General features: G+C 45.2%; 18 protein-coding genes. 10 read left to right on the forward strand and 8 right to left on the reverse strand.

Features of this window, described 5'->3' with window-relative positions:
- Nucleotides 1-314: 314 nt before the first annotated feature.
- From Q0101_RS07365 to Q0101_RS07375, 3 genes are all read right to left on the reverse strand, one after another.
- The gene (locus Q0101_RS07365; protein ID WP_297943809.1) at nt 315-1,343 is read right to left on the reverse strand and encodes a DUF3137 domain-containing protein; all 1,029 of its coding nucleotides are present in this window, start codon (nt 1,341-1,343) and stop codon (nt 315-317) included.
- A gap of 384 nt (nt 1,344-1,727) precedes the next feature.
- The gene (locus tag Q0101_RS07370) at nt 1,728-2,288 is read right to left on the reverse strand and encodes a Fe-S-containing hydro-lyase (protein ID WP_177389396.1); all 561 of its coding nucleotides are present in this window, start codon (nt 2,286-2,288) and stop codon (nt 1,728-1,730) included.
- Between the two features lie 10 nt (nt 2,289-2,298).
- The gene (locus Q0101_RS07375; RefSeq protein ID WP_297895917.1) at nt 2,299-3,144 is read right to left on the reverse strand and encodes a fumarate hydratase; all 846 of its coding nucleotides are present in this window, start codon (nt 3,142-3,144) and stop codon (nt 2,299-2,301) included.
- A 200-nt stretch (nt 3,145-3,344) separates the two neighbouring features.
- On the opposite strand from Q0101_RS07375, the gene Q0101_RS07380 reads away from it, so the two are divergent.
- The 4 genes from Q0101_RS07380 (at nt 3,345) to Q0101_RS07395 (ending at nt 6,292) form a co-directional block, all read left to right on the forward strand.
- On the forward strand, nt 3,345-3,902 hold the full coding sequence (locus Q0101_RS07380) for a NapC/NirT family cytochrome c (protein WP_291940163.1): 558 nt from the start codon (nt 3,345-3,347) through the stop codon (nt 3,900-3,902).
- A gap of 10 nt (nt 3,903-3,912) precedes the next feature.
- Nucleotides 3,913-5,313 (forward strand): multiheme c-type cytochrome, encoded by a 1,401-nt coding sequence (locus Q0101_RS07385; protein WP_297943812.1) that lies wholly within the window; start codon nt 3,913-3,915, stop codon nt 5,311-5,313.
- 280 nt (nt 5,314-5,593) lie between these two features.
- The gene (locus tag Q0101_RS07390) at nt 5,594-6,010 is read left to right on the forward strand and encodes a hypothetical protein (protein WP_297943815.1); all 417 of its coding nucleotides are present in this window, start codon (nt 5,594-5,596) and stop codon (nt 6,008-6,010) included.
- 147 nt (nt 6,011-6,157) lie between these two features.
- Nucleotides 6,158-6,292: a hypothetical protein gene (locus Q0101_RS07395; RefSeq protein WP_297943818.1), complete on the forward strand. Its 135-nt coding sequence runs from the start codon at nt 6,158-6,160 to the stop codon at nt 6,290-6,292.
- Nucleotides 6,293-7,250: 958 nt separating this feature from the next.
- Here the strand turns inward: Q0101_RS07395 and Q0101_RS07400 are convergent.
- Nucleotides 7,251-7,469, reverse strand: coding sequence for a hypothetical protein (locus tag Q0101_RS07400; RefSeq protein ID WP_297943821.1), 219 nt, complete (start codon nt 7,467-7,469; stop codon nt 7,251-7,253).
- Between the two features lie 181 nt (nt 7,470-7,650).
- A complete protein-coding gene (locus Q0101_RS07405) occupies nt 7,651-8,547 on the reverse strand; it encodes a tetratricopeptide repeat protein (RefSeq protein WP_297943823.1) in 897 nt (298 codons plus the stop codon).
- 392 nt (nt 8,548-8,939) lie between these two features.
- Between Q0101_RS07405 and Q0101_RS07410 the strand changes: the two genes are divergently transcribed.
- On the forward strand, nt 8,940-9,629 hold the full coding sequence (locus Q0101_RS07410; RefSeq protein WP_291940170.1) for a response regulator transcription factor: 690 nt from the start codon (nt 8,940-8,942) through the stop codon (nt 9,627-9,629).
- On the forward strand, nt 9,619-11,043 hold the full coding sequence (locus tag Q0101_RS07415) for a DUF3365 domain-containing protein (RefSeq protein ID WP_297943845.1): 1,425 nt from the start codon (nt 9,619-9,621) through the stop codon (nt 11,041-11,043). Before Q0101_RS07410 ends, Q0101_RS07415 begins: the two co-directional genes overlap by 11 nt.
- A gap of 19 nt (nt 11,044-11,062) precedes the next feature.
- On the opposite strand, the gene Q0101_RS07420 is transcribed toward Q0101_RS07415, so the two are convergent.
- The 3 genes from Q0101_RS07420 to Q0101_RS07430 form a co-directional block, all read right to left on the reverse strand.
- The gene (locus tag Q0101_RS07420; RefSeq protein ID WP_297943826.1) at nt 11,063-11,785 is read right to left on the reverse strand and encodes an ABC transporter ATP-binding protein; all 723 of its coding nucleotides are present in this window, start codon (nt 11,783-11,785) and stop codon (nt 11,063-11,065) included.
- The gene (locus Q0101_RS07425) at nt 11,782-12,792 is read right to left on the reverse strand and encodes an iron ABC transporter permease (RefSeq protein WP_297943829.1); all 1,011 of its coding nucleotides are present in this window, start codon (nt 12,790-12,792) and stop codon (nt 11,782-11,784) included. The genes Q0101_RS07420 and Q0101_RS07425 overlap by 4 nt, the downstream gene beginning before the upstream one ends.
- A gap of 79 nt (nt 12,793-12,871) precedes the next feature.
- Nucleotides 12,872-13,873, reverse strand: coding sequence for an ABC transporter substrate-binding protein (locus Q0101_RS07430; protein ID WP_297943832.1), 1,002 nt, complete (start codon nt 13,871-13,873; stop codon nt 12,872-12,874).
- A gap of 280 nt (nt 13,874-14,153) precedes the next feature.
- Here Q0101_RS07430 and Q0101_RS07435 point away from each other — a divergent pair, with 280 nt between their 5' ends.
- The 4 genes from Q0101_RS07435 to nrfD form a co-directional block, all read left to right on the forward strand.
- Nucleotides 14,154-16,229 carry a cytochrome C gene (locus Q0101_RS07435; protein WP_297942005.1) on the forward strand — a complete coding sequence of 692 codons (2,076 nt, stop codon included), beginning with the start codon at nt 14,154-14,156 and terminating at the stop codon, nt 16,227-16,229.
- 51 nt (nt 16,230-16,280) lie between these two features.
- Nucleotides 16,281-17,054, forward strand: a complete 774-nt coding sequence (locus Q0101_RS07440; protein ID WP_297943835.1) for an FKBP-type peptidyl-prolyl cis-trans isomerase N-terminal domain-containing protein — start codon at nt 16,281-16,283, stop codon at nt 17,052-17,054.
- A 28-nt stretch (nt 17,055-17,082) separates the two neighbouring features.
- Nucleotides 17,083-17,790 (forward strand): 4Fe-4S dicluster domain-containing protein, encoded by a 708-nt coding sequence (locus Q0101_RS07445; RefSeq protein WP_297943839.1) that lies wholly within the window; start codon nt 17,083-17,085, stop codon nt 17,788-17,790.
- A gap of 1 nt (nt 17,791) precedes the next feature.
- The coding region (gene nrfD, locus Q0101_RS07450) for an NrfD/PsrC family molybdoenzyme membrane anchor subunit (protein WP_297943842.1) at nt 17,792-18,320 on the forward strand (529 nt) is incomplete at its 3' end.

The following is an 18,320-nucleotide window of genomic DNA, read 5'->3' on the forward strand; positions in this document are numbered from 1 at the left end:
TAGAAAAATTTCAAATTTCAAGCACACAGAATTTAGACCGTGAAATTTTAAAATTTTAAATTTTAAAGCGTAGAATTTCAAGGCGCGGAATTTTAATTTCAGAATTTTAAATTTTGCGGTGCGGAATTTCGTAGCGTGGATTAAAATTTTAAATTCCAAAACGCGCGGGATTTTAAGGTGCGTGAAATTCCAAAGCGCGAAATCAAAAAGCGGAATTTTAAAATTCCAAATTTTACGGCGCGTGAGGCCGCAGCACGGCGTGTGAAGCTATAGTGCGCGAGGCTGTGACACACAAAGCTGCGGCGAGCCGCCTGCTAGCTCCAAATTCTTTCGTTTAGTTTTAGGTTTTTTACGATCGCCAAAAAGTGCGAAAGCTCGCGCTTGAGCTGCGCGGCAGGGTCGCGGCGCAGTACGCTTTCGTCGATGTCCGGCTCGAAATTATCGCGCCCAGTATTTACGAAAATGTAAATTTTGCTATCTAAAAAGCTAAGACTGACGGGCGCGGCCACGGCGCCTGCGAAGCGCAAGAGCCTCCGCATAAAGGCGGGCGTCAGGATATACATCGCGCCTGCCGCGTCCTCGCAATACACGGCGAAGGCGGCATTAAACTCCGCATCGTCCATATCGATCTTTTTTAGCCCGCCTGTGTTCGGCGCGCCGGCGCGAGCGGGAAAAATCAGGGTTTTGGCACTTATGCGTTTGTTAAATTTCGCGTAGAAAAAGGTGCCGAGGATTTCGCTTTCCGAAAATCTATTAAATAAGCTCACGTCGCAAAACGCGAACTTCACGCCGTCATAAACGCCCGAGACCCTGTCGTTGCCGTATGAGTATCTGTCTAGTCGAAAAAAAAGCTCAGAGAGCTTGAGTTTGGTGGGATCGATACTGCCTTCAATATCGTATCGATAGCCGAACGCTTTAAAATAAGGCATTAGATAGTGCTCTTTAAAAGCGCGCCGAAATTTTGCCGAATAATCTCGTTTGAAGACTCTAAATAATACGAATAAGCTATAAGCAGCCAAGATTAAAATTATAATCGCGAGTAAGATATATTTGGAAATCGTGGGGCGATTTTGTAAATCGTTTAGAAATAGGCTCATAGCAAAAAGGCAGGCAGCGTAGATTATCTTAGCTTTTATGGAGCTTTCATCGCACAAAACGGCTACTATAAGAACAACCGCGAATAATCCTATAAGAGACAACAAATCCGCCATGCCTCCTCCGTCGCGCAGCCTGTATAACAAAAACGTGCCGTAAAAGAGCATGCACGTCGCCGCTAAGATCATATTTCTTTTCGCCCTATACAAAAGCTCCAGTCTGATCTGCTCCAGCTCGCTTGCGCTCATCTCGTTCCTTTTAAATTTGAGACGGATTATGACGCTAGCGAGCTTTAAATTTGCTTACGAACGGCGGCGAAATTTTAAAATTTAGACTTGGATAAATTTATGGTTAAATTTTAGCGGCGGATTGTTTAAATGGAACAAAGACGGGATTGCGGTATAAATTTAAGCGGCGCGAAATTTTAAAAATTCCATGCCGCAAATGGAGACAAAATTTTACGAACACGATTTAAATTTTGCTATAAAATTTCACTGCGCGGCAGCGTAAAATTTCGCGAAATAAACGCCGCAGTTTATACCACGAAATTTACGAGCGGCCGCGAGCGAACGTAGATAAATTTATGAGTGCTCGCGCCGCAAAAAGCGCCGCGCGGACGCTACTAGAAAAATTTAGATTTTTCTATAAGGCGCCTGACCTACTTCGTAGAAATTGTTGCCCTCGCTGTCGATCGCTACGATAGCCGGAAAATCCTCGACCGTAAGTCGCGCGACCGCCTCGGGGCCGAGCTCGGGATAGGCTAGCACTTCGTACTTTTTGATACTTTGGCTGATTAGCGCGCCCGCTCCGCCGATAGCGACCATATAGACGCAGCCCGATTTTTTCATCGCTTCGACGACGGCGTCGCTGCGGTAGCCCTTGCCGATCATGCCGTTGATGCCCACTTCGTTTATCATCGTAGGAGTGTATTTATCCATGCGTCCGCTAGTCGTAGGTCCCGCAGCGCCGATAGCCTGACCCGGTTTGGCGGGGGTCGGCCCCAGATAATATATCGTCTCGCCAGCTAAGCTTACGGGTAGCTTCTCGCCGCGAGCGAGAGTTTCGGTTAGAGCCTTGTGCGCGGCATCGCGAGCTGCGATGATGGTACCGCTGATTAGGACGTTATCGCCCGCCTTTAGGCTTTTTACTACGCTTTTATCGAAAGGTGCGGTAATTCTTTTAACTTCTGACATGATTTCCTCCTTATAGTTCAGCGTCGGCATGGCGAGCCGCGTGGCAGTTGATATTAACGGCGACCGGAAGCCCCGCTATGTGGGTCGGATACCACTCTACATTTACCTTAACGGCGGTATTGATGCCGCCCAAGCCCTGCGGACCGACGCCTGTAGCGCGCGCCATCTCCAGCAGCTCATCCTCTAGCTTGGCGTAGCGCTCGTCGGGATTTCTGCTATCGATCGAACGAACCGCGGCTTGTTTGGCTAAAAGCGCCGCCTTATCCATCGTGCCGCCGATACCGACGCCTACGACCATCGGAGGACAGGCGTTAGGGCCTGCATATTTGACCGCTTCTAAAAATACCTTTTTTACCCCCTCGATGCCGTCTGCAGGAACGAGCATTTTTAGCACCGATTTGTTTTCGCTGCCAAAGCCCTTAGGAGCTACTTTGATCTTAAGCTTGTCGCCGGGGATGATGCGGGTATTGATGACTGCGGGAGTATTGTTCGTGGTGTTTTTACGCTCAAACAGCGGCTCTGCGACTACGGATTTACGCAGATAGCCGCCTACGTAGCCGTCCGCGACGCCTGCGTTGATAGCATCCTCCAAATATCCACCCTCGATATGCACATCCTGACCAAGTTCGACAAAAACCACCGTCATACCGGTATCTTGGCAGATCGGCGCGACCTCTTTTGCCGCCAAATCGGCATTTTGCAAGAGCTTGCCTAAGATATCTTTGCCGATAGGCGAAGTCTCGTTCTCGCGCGCCTTCTCAAATGCCGCGCGCATATCTGGCGTGACGTGATAACAGGCTTTTTTGCAAAGCTCGCTGACTACTTTTGTAATCTCAGCTGCTTGGATCGTTTTCATGATCTCTCCTTGTATTGAAATTTTAATGGATTATATTCCGTTAAACTAAAAACTTAGTTTAAAATTTTATCTTCATTTAATAAATTTTAACAAAAGGCTAGAAAATAAGCGGTTTTTAATCTTTTTATAATAAAATACCATTTTTTGAAATTATCAAATACTAAAAATTTTGCGAAGAAATTTTAAAATCAAGGAAACCTATGAAAAAGAAAACTCTTGTGCTGCTCGTGGGCGCTTGTGTGCTTATAGGAATGATACTTTCTCTTGGGATTGCGGAGATGGTTCACCTTACGGGCACCGATAAATTCTGCGTATCCTGTCATACGATGCAGCCAATGGCAAACGCATTTCACAACGATGTTCACGGCGGCAATAACCCGCAAGGTTTCAAAGCCGATTGCGTCGCCTGTCACGTCTCTCATGAAAATACCTTTATGTATCTTTGGACTAAAGCTCTAACCTCCGCAAATGATGTTTACAAAACGGTCTTTACCGATGCCGATAAGATCGACTGGCAAGAAAAACGCAAGGAGCGAAATCATTTCGTTTATGAAAGCGGCTGTCTAAGTTGCCATCGAAATTTAAAAGAGCAGAATAATCAAGTAAATAAAGCTTGGCTCGCGCATAGGGATTATTTCGCGGGCACTACCGGCAAAACCTGCGTGCAGTGCCACGAAAACGTCGGCCACAAAAATATGGGTATAGAGATTACCAAATATTGGGATAAATACAACCGAGAAAATAACAAAACCAAGTAAAGGAGAAGCAATGCTAAAAAAAGTCGCTATTTTAATAGCCTGTATCGCATCGTTTGCATTCGCAGAAATGCCCGCGCAGCATGCGAATATGTCCGCGTCGGACGCGAACGTAAGCAATTCTGTAAATGTTAGTCTTACGAAGAATTTAAAGGTAAATAGGCAGCTTACGCCGCTAGCTAGACGCTGCGTCGAGTGCCACGCCGAAAAAACTCCCGGCGTCGTTGCGGATTGGAAAATGAGTCGCCACGCCCACGTAGGCGTTAGCTGTACCGACTGCCACTCGCAGCCTGCGGATAGCCCGATGGCTGCTAAAGAACCGCATCCGAAAGACACAGACAATCATATTTCGGTGCTAGTTAGCCCAAAAACCTGTGCCAAATGCCACAGCAACGAGGTTAAAGAGTTTGAAAACAGCGGTCACGCAAGAGGCGCTATGCAGATGCAAGCCAACAAAGGAATGGTTGATCTAATGTATCACTACGAAGGACGTGATATCCCTGATCTTAAACATGCACCTGATATTACCGGCTGCTCTCAATGCCACGGTGGCGTCGTTAAAATGGATGAGCATAACAAGCCTACCAAAGAGACCTGGCCTACATATGGCATCGGTACGGTTTATCCGGATGGTGGCGTAGGCGGATGCAAATCGTGCCACTCGGGTCATAAATTTTCGATCGCCGAAGCTCGTAAGCCTGCTGCTTGCGCATCTTGCCACTTAGGACCTGATCATCCGGATATCGAAATTTACAATAACTCAATGCACGGACACGTATTTAACGCTGAAGGCAATGAGTGGAAATTCGATAGCGCTCCTGGTACTTGGGCGGTTCCTGACTACCGCGCTCCTACATGTGCAACCTGCCATATGAGCGGCGGTGTGGGCGATCTAAACTCCACTCACAACGTATCTCAACGCTTGAAGTGGAATTTGTGGCAACCTAAGAGCAATCTACGAACCGGCGGTAATGAGACTGCGGTAAGCGAGTTTTTAAATACCGGCAAACTAAACGTTGGCAATCCTTTGGCGGGCAACCTAAACGGTCCTGAGGCGGCGCGTGCCGAGATGAAGCAAGTATGCAAAGAGTGCCACGCAAGCACCCATACGAATAATTTCTTTGAGGTAGGCGATAAGCAGGTACTTCTATATAATGTTTACAACGACGAAGCAACTAAGATGCTAAAAGAGCTTAAGGAGAAAAAACTCCTAAAAGACGATCCTTGGGCGGATGCGTTCCAGCGAATCTATTATGTTTCATGGCACCACGAGGGTCGCAGAATGCGCCAAGGTGCGCTAATGGGCGGACCTGATTATTCGCATTGGCACGGCGTATTCGAGGTCAAAAACGACATCAGAGAGATGCGCGAAATCTATGAGCGCCGCATCAAAACCGGCAAGATCGAGGAATAATCCTTTTTAGTCTGCTAAATTCTGCCAGACTAAACAGATCAAGCTTGTAAGCCCCTGCACTTCGCAGGGGCTTTTTTTATTTGGATAAAATTTTGGAATTTTATTTTGTAATCCGCAAAGCCCATCGAAAATCGCCCCTAAAAGCCACTACAAAATCACTGTCTAAATTATTTAAGATTATTGAGAACTTATGATGGAAATGACTGATAAATTAGAGTAAATTTATCTCTTTGCAATCCAAAATTAGCTACAATCGCGCATATCATTTAAAAGGAATTGTATGGACAAGCAAACGGCATTAGACTTTTTGAGACTTCATCAGCCGATGCCTGCGCAGCTTTCGGATCAGCTCGTGGTAGAGTTTCGTGCGGTACGGGAGTTTTTGCGTGACAATCCATGTGATGAAGCGCTTGAGCCGCTTTTGCGCTCGCTAAACGAGGGCGACGGCGCAGGTGAATATCCGCTTGTGGACGAGGTGCTCGGTGCGGCGGACGATGCTGCTGCGGTAGCTGCGATTAGAGCGGTCTTGGAAGATCCGAGCACGGGCAGCGGAGCGCGATTTTGGGCGACGCTTTTTAGCGTGAGCTTCGTCCGTAAGGAGCTCATCGCAAGCCTGGAGACATCGCTTAAATACGCAAACGATGATTTGATCGAGCTTACGAAGGAGCAGATCGAAATGTTTAAGCAGCTGACGTAAAGCTAGCTGCGTAACTTATAGTTGCGCCTTGCTCACCAGATTGCGCTGCTACAAAGCAAATCCAAATTTATAAAAATCGGCTTAATCGAAGGCTGCTTTTAAATTTTAAAATTTTGCGGTCGCTTAAAATTTTTTAGAGGCGCGATTATGCAAAAGGCGCGCTTTATTTTCTATGCGCTGTGGCAGGCGCCCTGTGCGATGGTTGCTATCGGCAAAGATATAGCGTCGCCGCTAAGTGCGAGCGGCGCAGGCACCGAGAGATATGTGCCTAGGCAAGGGTAGAAATTTCACGGCGTCGTTTGAAGTAAAATTTTAAATCTGCGGGCGTGGGATAGATTTGAGTCATAATAGTGAAGCAGAATTTAATATCGCTACGAGCTCACCGCTGAAATTTTAAGATTACGTCGCGCAGTGACTGGATTTCGCTCAGTGCGATCCATACGAAATTTTAAGCCGTAAAGATAAAGCGGAATTTCTCATACGCGATTTTTTTAGACGAAATTTTAAGCAATGAGTTTGAGGCGGAATTCTGAGGCGTGAGTTAGATTATAAACTTACACCGTCGAGAGGATATCGCGCCTTTTTTGCTCTGAGAACTCCTACCGCACGGCAAAGAATTTTGCGCCATTTTGCACTACAGCTATGGATCTTGACCGCGCAGTGAGCAAGGCTGCGCTATGCGACTAAGGATGTTGTACTATTTCGCAAGCGATCTTGTAGCGAGATTAGATTATGAGTCTCGGCGTGCGGCATAGGAATTTGGGCGGGTGTGATCCGTGCAAGGTTGCGTGGCACAGATTTTGCGCCTCCATCTGCACCGCCAAAAATTCTACCGAGCGGAGTTGTGATCTAGAAATTTTGCAGCGGCATGAAATCTCCTAGCGCGGATTTTGAGCTTGCGCGAAATTTCGCACTGGCTAGTATTTGAGAGGCGTAAAATTTTAAATCGCATGTCGCTTTAAAATTTTAAACTTATGAAATTTGAGCCGCACCTACTTTTAAATTCTAAATCACGCACCCGTGCTTGGCGATGAAATTTTAAAATTTCATCGCGCCAAGAGTAGCTCGATTGATTGGCGGGCGTAGCTAAAAACAAGATAGATAAAATGCATCAGCGCGTGAAGCGGAGTTAAATTTAAATTGCGGGCGAAATTTTAAAGCGTGGCTTGGATCGTTCTCGGGCATCCGGTTTTGGCTCTAAAATAGTTAAATTTAGCTCTGCGCCCGCGAGACGCTTCGGCTACCTGATTTTTGCGGTGCCGAAGCAAAGCCCGTTTTCGTCGCACTGCATATTTTCGATTTGCGGATCCTCGCTTTCGCCGCAAATTTGGATCATCTGATGCGACGCCTCGTCCATTTTAGGCTCGCTGCAATACGAAACGCCGGGCTCTGGATGCTCCGAGTTAGAGCAGCCGCATATAATCAGCGCCGCGCAGGCAAACAAGAGGGAGTTTTTCATACTAAATCCTTTTTAAAAAATTTTGTAATTCTATCTTTGCAAAGCTGAAATTTTACGAAATTTAAAGTGTTTCGGATAAATTTAACGCCCCTGCATGCCGAATATGGCGGCGAGTGCAACGATGAAATTTTAAAATTTCATCGCGCCAATTCATATTCTTGCGTAAATTTTTAAAATCACCTCAGCGGGCGGCTTTTTCGCAAGATTTTTGCAGTATCTTGTTAGAATCGACACTTATGATTTTTTTGCCCAATTTGCACGCCTTGTCATAGTATCTCATCGCCGCTCTTTGATCGTCGTTCTCTATATTAGAGGCGTATATCGCGCAAGATACCCAGTTCCCCTCAGAATCGTAAGATATTCTATACTCTTCGGCGATTTTCGCTTTAATTACGTCCTGCACAGCCCTTAAATTTTGCGCTTCAAGCTCAGCAGGTCTGCTGCAAAATTGCTTTATCCCATCGTTAAATGCGGGGTTATTTTGCAATGCGGGATCCGAGATATTTTTGCCAAGCTCGCAGGCCTTTTTATAGTATTTCGCCGCTTCATTATTATCCTTTCCCTCCATAAACACGGCAAATAACCCGCAAGCAAATATATCGCCCTTGCTATCGCAATCTTTCTTGTGTTGCTCGGACGCCTTTGCTAAATTCGCGTTATCGCCGTCCATAACAGCCGCCAAAGTGCAGCTCTCTTTATCGCCCATATCGCATGCCTTTTTAAAGAACTCGAGAGCTTTTTTATCATCTTTTGTTACCTCTTTTCCTTCAAAATAAAACCCTCCTAATCCAAAGCAGCCACGAGCATAGCCGCCGTCGCACGCTTTTTTATAAAATTTAAAGGCTTTTGCCAAATCTTGCTTTACACCGAGATCGCCTAATACAGGGATATTTTCATATATCATACCGAGAGTAGCGCAGGCTTCCTCATACTTCACGGTTCCATTTTCATTCGTGAAATCTTTACCGCTTTCGCAGACCTTTACCAATGTATTTATTTGCTCATCCGTAAGCTCTTTTACCTCTTCGGCAAACGTAAAAGAGCTTAAAAAAGCCAAAGCTAAAATGATTTTTTTCATTTCTTCCTCCTTAAAATTTTTCGTATTATTTCACTTTTCGTTGTCAGATACTGTCATTTAATGATGTTAAAATTTTTATTACTTTTTTGAATTTTAAAAATTCCGTAGGAGTATACCCCCCCCCTTAATAATCACTAAAATTTAAACAAAGTATTGCTTATCCGCGACTCTTTTGCGCTCGCTGTCGTCCGCCGCAAATTTCACGTAAAGCGGGATTAAATTTTACGAAATTTCTAGGCATAAACAATAGAAGCGCGAGGGCATAGGTTTAAATTTAAAAACGCGAGCCCTCTTTAACGTTGATTTAATGCTAAATTTATATAATCTAAGTCTAGTTATATTTTAAGAGACGATTAAGAATGAAATGCGCTAAGTTTGGAGGCGGATAGAGTATGCAAGATTACGAATTATTGGACGTTTTGTCCAATAAAAGGGTGCTTTGCCTAGAGGATGAGCCCGGGATTTTAAAAAATATAACCGAATCGCTACAGCTGTTTTTCGGCGAAGTAGTGGGGGTTAAGGACGGGCTGGAGGCGCTTGATGAGGCGATGAGCGGCTCGTACGACGCGCTGGTTTTTGATATCGGCGTGCCGCATATGGATGGGCTCGAGGTCGTTAAAAAGATCCGGGCTGCCGGCATCTCGGTGCCGATCGTGATACTTTCGAGCCACACCGAGCAGGAGTATCTGTGGCGGGCAGTGGAGCTTAAGATCACTAGGTATCTACCTAAGCCGTACGACAAAAACGCCTTTATAAAGGCGCTGCAAGACGTTGCGGCGGAGCTGATAAATCACGCGCCGATATTTAGCATAAGCAGTGAGCTGAAGTATGATTTTGCCAAAAAGATCATCTACGTCAAAGACAGCGCCTGTCATCTTTCTAAAAGCGAGAGCAAGCTTTTGGAGTACTTCTTAGCGCGCAAAAATCAAACCGTAACCTACGAGCAGTTATTCGACTATATGTGGGAGTTCGAGCAGCCCAGCAAGGAGGCGATCAAGGCGATCGTCAAAGAGCTACGCCGCAAGATCGGCAAGGACGTGATCAAAAATTTATATGCGGTGGGGTATCTCTTTGAAGTATAAATTTAAATTTATCGTAGCGCTTTTCGTGCTGCTATATATCGTAATTACGGCGTTGGTTTTTAACTTCTACCGCGAGCTCGCGCTAAAGGACACGAGGCGCGAGGCGTTTTATATCCTAGATACGATGAATGCGGTGCGCGATTACGTCTCGACCGTGCAGCGCCCGCTAATAAACGAACTTAAGGAAAAAAAGCTTCTAAGCGAGGATTTTTTTGATCCGAGGCTGATGTCCTCGACCTACATAACGCGCGAAATTTATAAAATTCAGCTCGCCAAAAATCACATCAACTACGACTACAAGCTCGTCGCTACCGATCCGCTCAATCCCGAGCACAAGGGAAGCGAGTTTGAGAGTGAAATTTTAGAGGGCTTTAAAGAAAACAAATATAAAGAATACTCCAGAGTCATCTATGATAAAGGCGGCGCCTCGTATCTTTTGAGCCTGCCGATAACAAACTCCCAGCCTTCGTGCACCGAGTGCCACAGCATCAACGCAGCGCCTAAAAAGATGCAAGAGCTCTACGGCGATGTGGGAAATTTCAAAGGCGGTCTGGGCGATACGATCGCGATGATAAGCTTTAAAATTCCGATAAAAAGCATTCTGCTCTATCACACCAAAGAGTTTGTCGTTAGCGGCCTAAGCTTGCTTGTGGTATTTTTGATCTGCATATTTTGTATCTATAAAATTCACAAAAAAAACGAGACCTTAAAGATGCAGACTCAGCTTTTACTGATAAATCAAAGCCGCCTCGCGCTAATGGGCGAGATGATCGGCAATATCTCGCACCAGTGGCGCCAGCCGCTATCGCAAATCAGCTCCACGCTTATAAATTTAGAGCTTTACAACGAGCGGGGCAAGCTATCAAAAGAAAGGCTCGAAAGCGGCATCAGGGACGCGGGCGAGCAGGTGAAATTTATGAGCGATACGATCGAGGATTTTAAAAATTTCTTCAATCCGAACATGCCAAAGAAAGAATTTAGCGCCAGCGAAGCGATCGAGCAGGCGCGTAAAATTTTAAACGCCTCGCTTAAAAAGCATGTCATCGACATAAGCGTGCGGATAGAGGAAAATTTCACCCTTTACGGCAACGTAAACGAGCTAATCCAGGTGATCATAAATATCATAAATAACGCAAAGGAGGCGTTTTTGGACGTACCGCTTAAACGGCGCGAGATTAAAATTCGCTCGTTTTTAAAACAGGGCGAGCGGGTAATCACGATCGAAAATAACGCAAGCCGCATCGATGAAGCGCAGCTAGATAAAATTTTTGAGCCGCACTTTACTACAAAGCAGCAGGGCAGCGGGCTAGGGCTATATATGAGCAAGATGATAATCGAAAAAAACGGAGGGAGCATAAGCGCTTCGAATTCCGACGAAGGCGCGATATTTACGATCTCTTTTCGTCAAATTTGATCAAATCCGTGCAGAAGCGCTAAAAATTTGCGATAAATTTTTTGCCGCTTCTGTTTTGAAGAAGTTCAAATTCCACGCCGAAAACCTCGCTCAGTAGGGCTGTATCCAGATCTTTCGGCGCGCCTAGAAACGCTATCTCGCCGTCATGCAGCACCATTATTTTATCGCCGTAATTCAGAGCGTGATTGATGTCGTGGATATTTATGACGGTCGAAATTTTATAAAATTTCGTGTAGTCTCTTATTAAATTTAAGATATCTTTTTGATGAAGCAGGTCTAAATTTGCGGTAGGCTCGTCCAAAAGCATGATTTTAGGCGTTTTTGCAAAAACCATAGCTATGAGCACCAGCCTCTGTTGGCCTCCGGAGAGCTCGCTAAAGCTTCTTTTTGCGAGGTGCTCGATACCCACGTGCTTTAGCACATGCTCTACCCTCTGCAGATCGCTGCGGCTTACTTTAAAATTTAGCTTCGAAATGAGGCCTAAAAGCACCAGCTCAAATACGCTAAGTCCGCCCTCTTGCATAATATTTTGCGTCAGATAGCCGATCTCCTTGACGCTCGCGCCGCACAGATCAATCTTAGCATCCGTCTTTAAGATGCCTGCTAAGCATTTCATCGTTGTGCTTTTGCCCGCGCCGTTTACGCCCAGGATCGTTAAAATTTCGCCTTCGTTTACGGCGAAGCTTATATTTTTTAAAATTTCTTTGTTTTTGTATGAAAAGCTTAAGCCTTCAACCCTCATCCGCGCCCCTTATTTAGCACGATCGCTAGGAAAAACAGCGCCCCGATGAATGAGGTGATTATGCCGATAGGAAAGATTACGCCGCTTATTAAATTTTTACTCAAAATCGATGAAAATGAAAGAAGCAGAGTTCCTATCAGAGCCGAAAACGGAAGGAAAAATCTCTGCTCCGCGCCTATTAAAATTCTAGATATGTGCGCTCCTAGTAGTCCAACAAAGCCGATCGTACCTACGAAACAGACGCAAGTAGCGGTTAGGACCGAGGCTAAGATCAGCATTTTTATTTTAAAAGAGTGCACGCAAACGCCCATGCTTTGAGCTATTTCGTCGCCTAGCAAGACCGCGTTAAAGCTCCAGGCATTGTAAAGCGATATGAAAAATGCCGCCGCAAATACCGCGAGCATAATCGATAAGCTCGCGTAATTCGCCTTCGAAAGCGAGCCGAAGGTCCAAAAAACAATACTCGAAACCTCCGCTTCATCCGCGACGTATATCACGAAGGCCTGCAAGCTCTGATAGATAAAAACCAAAATGATCCCTATTAAAATGATGCCCGAAGAGCCTAAATTTATGCGATTTGATAAGCGGTATATGAAAACGATGCTTAAAATAGCGAAGAAAAATGCAAAAAATCCTATGCTTAAAAAATTCCCCGCAAAAAACACTATGCCGACGGCGGCTCCAAAGCCTGCTGCAGAGCCCACTCCTAGAGTGTAGGGGCTAGCGAGCGGATTTGCTAACAGGGTCTGCATGACGGCGCCGCTAAGTCCTAGGCTTGCTCCCGCTAAAACGGCCGCTATCGCCGCAGGTAGCCTCATATTAAAGACTATAACGCTTAGATTTTTATCTGCGCTGCGCGAAAAAAAGGATTGTAAAATTTCAAAAAAGCCGTAGTTTGCGGGCCCGTTTGCTATATCGAGTATAGATAAAACAAATAAAAGCCCCGTGCCGCAGCATATTAATAAAATTTTTCTAAAGACGAGGCTTTTATAAAATTCTGCGGACATTAAAAATCAATCATCCACGTTCCGCTAAACTCGACCGGATAAAATTTATCGAAAAATTCCTTCAGTTCCGCGGTAGGATCTATATCTGCAAAGAGCTCGGGATGTATTTTTTCGCGAAAAACAAGATCCCCGCAAAATCGAAAATATGCCTGCTTAGATCGTGATAGATCGCGTAAATTTTATGATTTTTGACGGCGTTTATGTTTTGCCAGCCGCTTCTTTGGGCGTAATCATTAAAATTTGCCGCAGCCTCCTGCTTGCTCACGCCGTAGCCTAGCGGGATGTTCTTGCCGCCGTTTGGAAAATAATTCCCCGCAAATATGATAATATCGGGATTTTTATTGACTATAAATTCCGGATTGAGCGGCGAGGAGGCGCCTTTTATCAGCCCTTTTGCGATGTTTTCTCCGCCGGCGGCGCTGACGAAGGCTCCCCACATCTTATCGTAATACGATACGCCAAAGACGCTAGCGCCCGCCTTTTCGCTAAATTCTACGTAAACTTTGGGCTTGGTCGTATTTTTGGCTTTGGCGAGCCTTTGTTCTACGAGCTCGAATTTTGATTTATAAAATTTATTCACTTCGGCTATTCTGTCTTGCTTGCCGAAAATTTCGCCTAGAATTTCCATGCTTTTCATGTGGTTTTGTAAATTTTCATCATGAAAATCTACGAATACCGCAGCAATACCCGAGCTATCTAAATTTTTTAAATTTTGCTTAACTTTTTCGTAGTCGTTTTTTGCAAACAAAACCACATCAGGCTTTAGCGAGACGATGCGCTCGAACGACAGAGTGTTTTTGCCGATGTATCCGACATCGGGGATCTGATCTATGCTCGGAAATTTTTTCAAAAAAGCCTGCCACGTCGCTTCTCTGCGACCCTTCCAGTACCCTTTAGACCATCCGGCGATTTTAGAAACGCCCTCTTCACCCGTGGTTACGAAGTACTCTTCGAAATAAAACGTCAAAACGACCTTTTCTACCCTGTCCTTTACCTCAACCTGCCTGTCTAAAACGTCGGTGAGCGTAGCGGCGTTTGAAAAAACAAGCAGCAGCGATATGAATAAAATTTTTCTAACCATAATGAAGCCTCCTTAAAACGGTTAAATTTTACCGCTATTATATCATAAATAATATTTTCTATAAAATAGTATTATAAAATATCTTTGCCGAAGGGTTAAATTTTACGACGCGCGATTTTGAATAAATTTCAATAAAATAATAAAAAGTATCAATATTTACAATATCTTTTCGTTAAATTTAGACTTTATTAAATTTCTCCCTTTTTCACCCTTTTTTGTTGGTATTATTTCAATCGTAAAACTTTGCTAATTTAAAAATTTGATTTTCAAAGGAGGAGCCATGAAAAAATGGAATAAGATGCTACTAGGCGCGCTCGCCTGTATTAGCATTTTTGCCGCAGGAGCCTGTGCTGATGAAGGCATGGGGCATGAGATGGAAATGTCGCAAAAATCGCGCGACGTCATCGCAAATCCTAAGGGCACGTTGCAAAGCAGAGGCGTCATATCCTTGCAGGACTACGTCGTAGAAGAGCGAGAGATGTATGACTGGCTATTTAAAAATCACCCGATTTTTACCAAATACGGCGGTAAGACGGTCGGTAAGATGGATGTACACGACCGAGGTTTGGAGTGGCTTGCGGAAGGGCATGGATTTGACTTTTCAAAGGCTAGCAAAAGAGACGATGGCAAGGGCTATAGCTCTATGATGTATAGAATCCCTGCGGGATCTTCCTTGCAATTTCCGAATAAATTCATAGGCCCTGAAAAATGCGGCGAGTGCCACCCTGCGCAGTATGAGACATGGAGCAGATCGCGCCACGCCACTACTATCCGCTTCCCGGGCGAGCACCCGGAGGTTAATAACAACCTAACCGATCCTGTATTTAGTCCGGATACGGCGTCGATCCTTCCAAAAGGTATTACCCCTGACGTAATTTATGCGACCGTGGGGCATCTAAGGACAAAATTTGGCTACGTAGATGCGTGGCTTCTACGCGGAACCTATCACGTAGAGGGCGGCTTGCTAAGAGATGGCACCGGTCAGATCGTAGCCGGCGGTAACCAATTCCAAAGGACTTGGGCGTTAAATTTAGACGATGAGACGGTCAAAAAGATCAAAAAGATCGTTCCGGAATTTCCGGAAACTCTAGCCGATTATGGTGATAACGGCGGCTACGTAAGAGGTCTTGCGTCGTATGCCGCGAAATATAAAAAATCGATGTTTTTCCAAGCAAACAGCTCGTATTGCGAGGTCTGCCACCCATTCAAATTCGACTTTAAAACTAAAAAAGAATTCTATGCTGCTTTGGGTAACGCAAAAGAGCTTCAAAAGCACACTATCTCCAAGGGTATCACCTGCGAAGAGTGTCATGGAGCGGGCGGTCACCTTGACGGCGCTACAAATTTTAGAACCTCAAACTGCGAACGCTGCCACCAAAGATTTAACTATAGCCCTGATTTAGCTCGTGCTAATCCGCTAAACAACGGAAATCCCGATCTATCTCTTAGCTCTAAATTTAAATCTATGGGTCCAGGCTGTGGCTCTGAAGGCTCTCAGTCCTACTTTACCGCTCACTACGAGAAGGGTATGCGCTGCGTAACCTGCCACGATCCGCACGATAACACCGGACCGGTAGTTGGTGATAAAACCGTCAAGGGCGTAAATTACAACTCCGAGCAGGGCTATTTGAGCGCGTTTTATACAAAGCCTAAGATCACAAAAGAGTGTAAGGATTGCCACCAAGAGCAAGCCTATATCGCCGCAAGAGCCGATACGCATAAAGACAACACTTGCGCATCTTGCCACATGCCGTTTATGATGAGCTGCGAGAACTTCTATGCTATTCAGTTCCAAGACAACGCGGGATTCGATACTCAAAGAAGATCGCACATCTGGAAGATCGACATCGATCCTGCTAGAAAATCTCTAGTCGCAGGCGATGCCGCTAAGGGTCCGAGAGATGCGAAAGATTGGCACTTCCAAAGAAATAAAGATGGACGAAATTTCGTCGATCTTATGTGGTCGTGCGCACGAACGTCTTGGGCGGATAAAGATATGCAAGATACCAAAGGCTGCCACAGCCCTGTCGTTTCCGAGCTAAAAGAGACGCTTCACTTCAAGAATCAAAAGCAGGTTTACGATGAGGTTATGGGCTGGCAAACTCCGATTAAGAGCGATTTCTCGCAAGTTAAGATCGGTATTCAAGGAATTTACTCTATCCTCGAGACTAAAAAGCTTGACTCCAGCGACAAAACTCGCGTTTACGAGCTGATCGAAAAAGCTCAAGACACCGTCGATCTTATCGAAAAAGACGGCTCATGGGGAATGCACGGCTTTAAATATACTAAGCAAAGGCTAGAAGCCGCTAAAGAGTATATTAAAGAGGCTCAAAGAATTCTAAATAATAATTTATAATTCTTTCGGGGTCGCGTAAGTTCGCGGCCCCGAAATTTAAAAGGCAAATGTATGCAAAAAAGACTAAAAATTTTCTTGCCTATCGTTTTGGCAAGCTGCGCGTTGGGCGCGAATTTAACTACGCAAGAACAAAAAGAATCTTATAGCATCGGAGCTTCTACCGGAAGCTATGTTTCAAACCAGCTGCATTCACAAGCCGCGTTAGGTGTCAAATACGACTTAGATGCGGTGATAGAGGGGTTTTTGGACGCTCTTAAAAAGCAGCAGAAGCTAAAAGATGAGGAAATTATTGCGCTTTTGAATCAAAGAGCCGATAAGCTAAATAAGATCGTAGAAACAAATTCCAAAGCGGAGCTTGATAAAAATTTAAAAGCAGGCAAGGAATTTATGGCGAAAAATGCCAAAAATCCGGACGTTAAAACCACAAAATCCGGTCTTCAATATGAAATTCTAAAGCTAGGCATGGGCGAAAAGCCAAAGCCTGAGAGCGTAGTAGTGATGAACTACAAGGCGTATTTGACGAACGGTAGCGTATTTGACGATACTTTCGCATCTAAAATTCCGGCGCATCTTTCTATGATAGGCTTAATCGACGGATTGCGCGAGGGGCTGCTTTTGATGAATACAGGCTCGAAATATAAATTTACAATCCCTAGTAATTTAGCCTACGGCAATGTGGACGTAGATAGAATTCCTGCGGGTTCTGTGGTGATTTTTGAAGCCGAACTACTAAAAGTTTTAAAGCCCGGCGAGCTTGCCGATGCAGCCAAAAAGCTTAGCGAGAGCGAAGCTAAAAGCTTTCACGAAGCGAATAAAACAAAGTAGTTTTGCTTAAATTTAGTCGGAGGAGAATATGCAAAAGCAAAGAAGAAATTTTATAAAATCCGCCGCACTCGGCTCTTTGGGGCTTGGCGCAATCGCCTCAAGCTTACTCGCACAAAATAGCGCGGATAAAAGCGCGCAAGACGCAAACGTAAGCGTTCAAAAGCAAGAGCCGAAAAAGCCGCACTACGGCATGATATTCGATCAGAACAAATGCGTGGGTTGCACTGATTGCGAGATCGCCTGTAAAAAGGTAAATTTGGTTCCGAAAGGTCAAATGAGGCTTTTTATCCAGGATAAAACCGATCCGCTAAATTTGAAAGAAAAGCGCTATGTTAGAGTATCTTGTCAGCAGTGCGAGGACGCGCCGTGCGTAAAAGTCTGTCCGACGAAAGCCTGCCACAAGGATGAAAAAACCGGCATCACGACTATGAACACCGATGATTGCATCGCCTGTAAATACTGCATCGTCGCCTGTCCTTACGACGTGCGCTTTATAAATCACGAAACCAAAGCCGCAGAGAGCTGTAACTTCTGCTTGGATACGAATTTAAAAGACGGCCACGAGCCTGCCTGCATCGAGGCGTGCAGATACGAGGCGATCGTGTTTGGCGATCTAAACGACGAGGGCTCGCACATCAGCAAGTTGCTTCGCGTAAAAGACAGCCTGCGTATGCATCCTGAGTGCGGTACGAAGCCGAGCCTGCGCTATATTCCTGCGGTAAAACTAGGGGTGTGATATGAACGGAGCTATAAATTTCACTGCGACCTTCTCGCACGGCGTTGAGTGGGGCTGGCCGATCGCGGTCTATCTTTTGCTAGCGGGTATGAGCGGCGGCGCTTTGGTAGTCGCGATCCTCGTCAAATTTTATAAAAAGCAGACCGAAAGCACGCTGCTGTTTAAGGCTGCGTCGTTGCTATCTTTCGTAGCAATCCTTCTGGGTATGGTCTGCCTGGTAGCCGATTTAGAGCGGCCGCTTCTTTTTTGGAAAATTTTGATTAATTATAACTTCACATCGGTTATGTCCGTGGGCGTGGCGGCGCTTTGCATATATATCCCGCTTAGCTTCGTAGCCTGCCTTTATGCGTTTGAAGCTGATCTTAGCGGATTTTTATCGCGTAGACTTACTTTTTTAAAAGGGCTTTTCACGCTTGTAATGAAAATTTTAAACGCGCTTCGCCCGCTGCTTCTTGCGCTTACGCTTGTTTTTGCGGTTGCGATCTGCGCCTATACGGGCTTTTTGATCTCGGTTTTAGTTAGATTTCCTA

Origin of the sequence: uncultured Campylobacter sp. (genome assembly GCF_937921625.1) — a bacterium.
Taxonomy (GTDB): Bacteria; Campylobacterota; Campylobacteria; order Campylobacterales; family Campylobacteraceae; genus Campylobacter_B.

Coding starts and splice junctions, on each gene's coding strand:
- Q0101_RS07395 (WP_297943818.1), top strand. CDS start 6,158: ATGCAAAAGGCGCGCTTTATTTTCTATGCGCTGTGGCAGGCGCCCTGT.
- Q0101_RS07380 (WP_291940163.1), top strand. CDS start 3,345: ATGAAAAAGAAAACTCTTGTGCTGCTCGTGGGCGCTTGTGTGCTTATA.
- Q0101_RS07440 (WP_297943835.1), top strand. CDS start 16,281: ATGCAAAAAAGACTAAAAATTTTCTTGCCTATCGTTTTGGCAAGCTGC.
- Q0101_RS07405 (WP_297943823.1), bottom strand. CDS start 8,547: ATGAAAAAAATCATTTTAGCTTTGGCTTTTTTAAGCTCTTTTACGTTT.
- Q0101_RS07425 (WP_297943829.1), bottom strand. CDS start 12,792: ATGTCCGCAGAATTTTATAAAAGCCTCGTCTTTAGAAAAATTTTATTA.
- Q0101_RS07370 (WP_177389396.1), bottom strand. CDS start 2,288: ATGTCAGAAGTTAAAAGAATTACCGCACCTTTCGATAAAAGCGTAGTA.
- Q0101_RS07410 (WP_291940170.1), top strand. CDS start 8,940: ATGCAAGATTACGAATTATTGGACGTTTTGTCCAATAAAAGGGTGCTT.
- Q0101_RS07385 (WP_297943812.1), top strand. CDS start 3,913: ATGCTAAAAAAAGTCGCTATTTTAATAGCCTGTATCGCATCGTTTGCA.
- Q0101_RS07375 (WP_297895917.1), bottom strand. CDS start 3,144: ATGAAAACGATCCAAGCAGCTGAGATTACAAAAGTAGTCAGCGAGCTT.
- Q0101_RS07420 (WP_297943826.1), bottom strand. CDS start 11,785: ATGAGGGTTGAAGGCTTAAGCTTTTCATACAAAAACAAAGAAATTTTA.
- Q0101_RS07435 (WP_297942005.1), top strand. CDS start 14,154: ATGAAAAAATGGAATAAGATGCTACTAGGCGCGCTCGCCTGTATTAGC.
- Q0101_RS07400 (WP_297943821.1), bottom strand. CDS start 7,469: ATGAAAAACTCCCTCTTGTTTGCCTGCGCGGCGCTGATTATATGCGGC.
- Q0101_RS07390 (WP_297943815.1), top strand. CDS start 5,594: ATGGACAAGCAAACGGCATTAGACTTTTTGAGACTTCATCAGCCGATG.
- Q0101_RS07430 (WP_297943832.1), bottom strand. CDS start 13,873: ATGGTTAGAAAAATTTTATTCATATCGCTGCTGCTTGTTTTTTCAAAC.
- Q0101_RS07445 (WP_297943839.1), top strand. CDS start 17,083: ATGCAAAAGCAAAGAAGAAATTTTATAAAATCCGCCGCACTCGGCTCT.
- Q0101_RS07365 (WP_297943809.1), bottom strand. CDS start 1,343: ATGAGCGCAAGCGAGCTGGAGCAGATCAGACTGGAGCTTTTGTATAGG.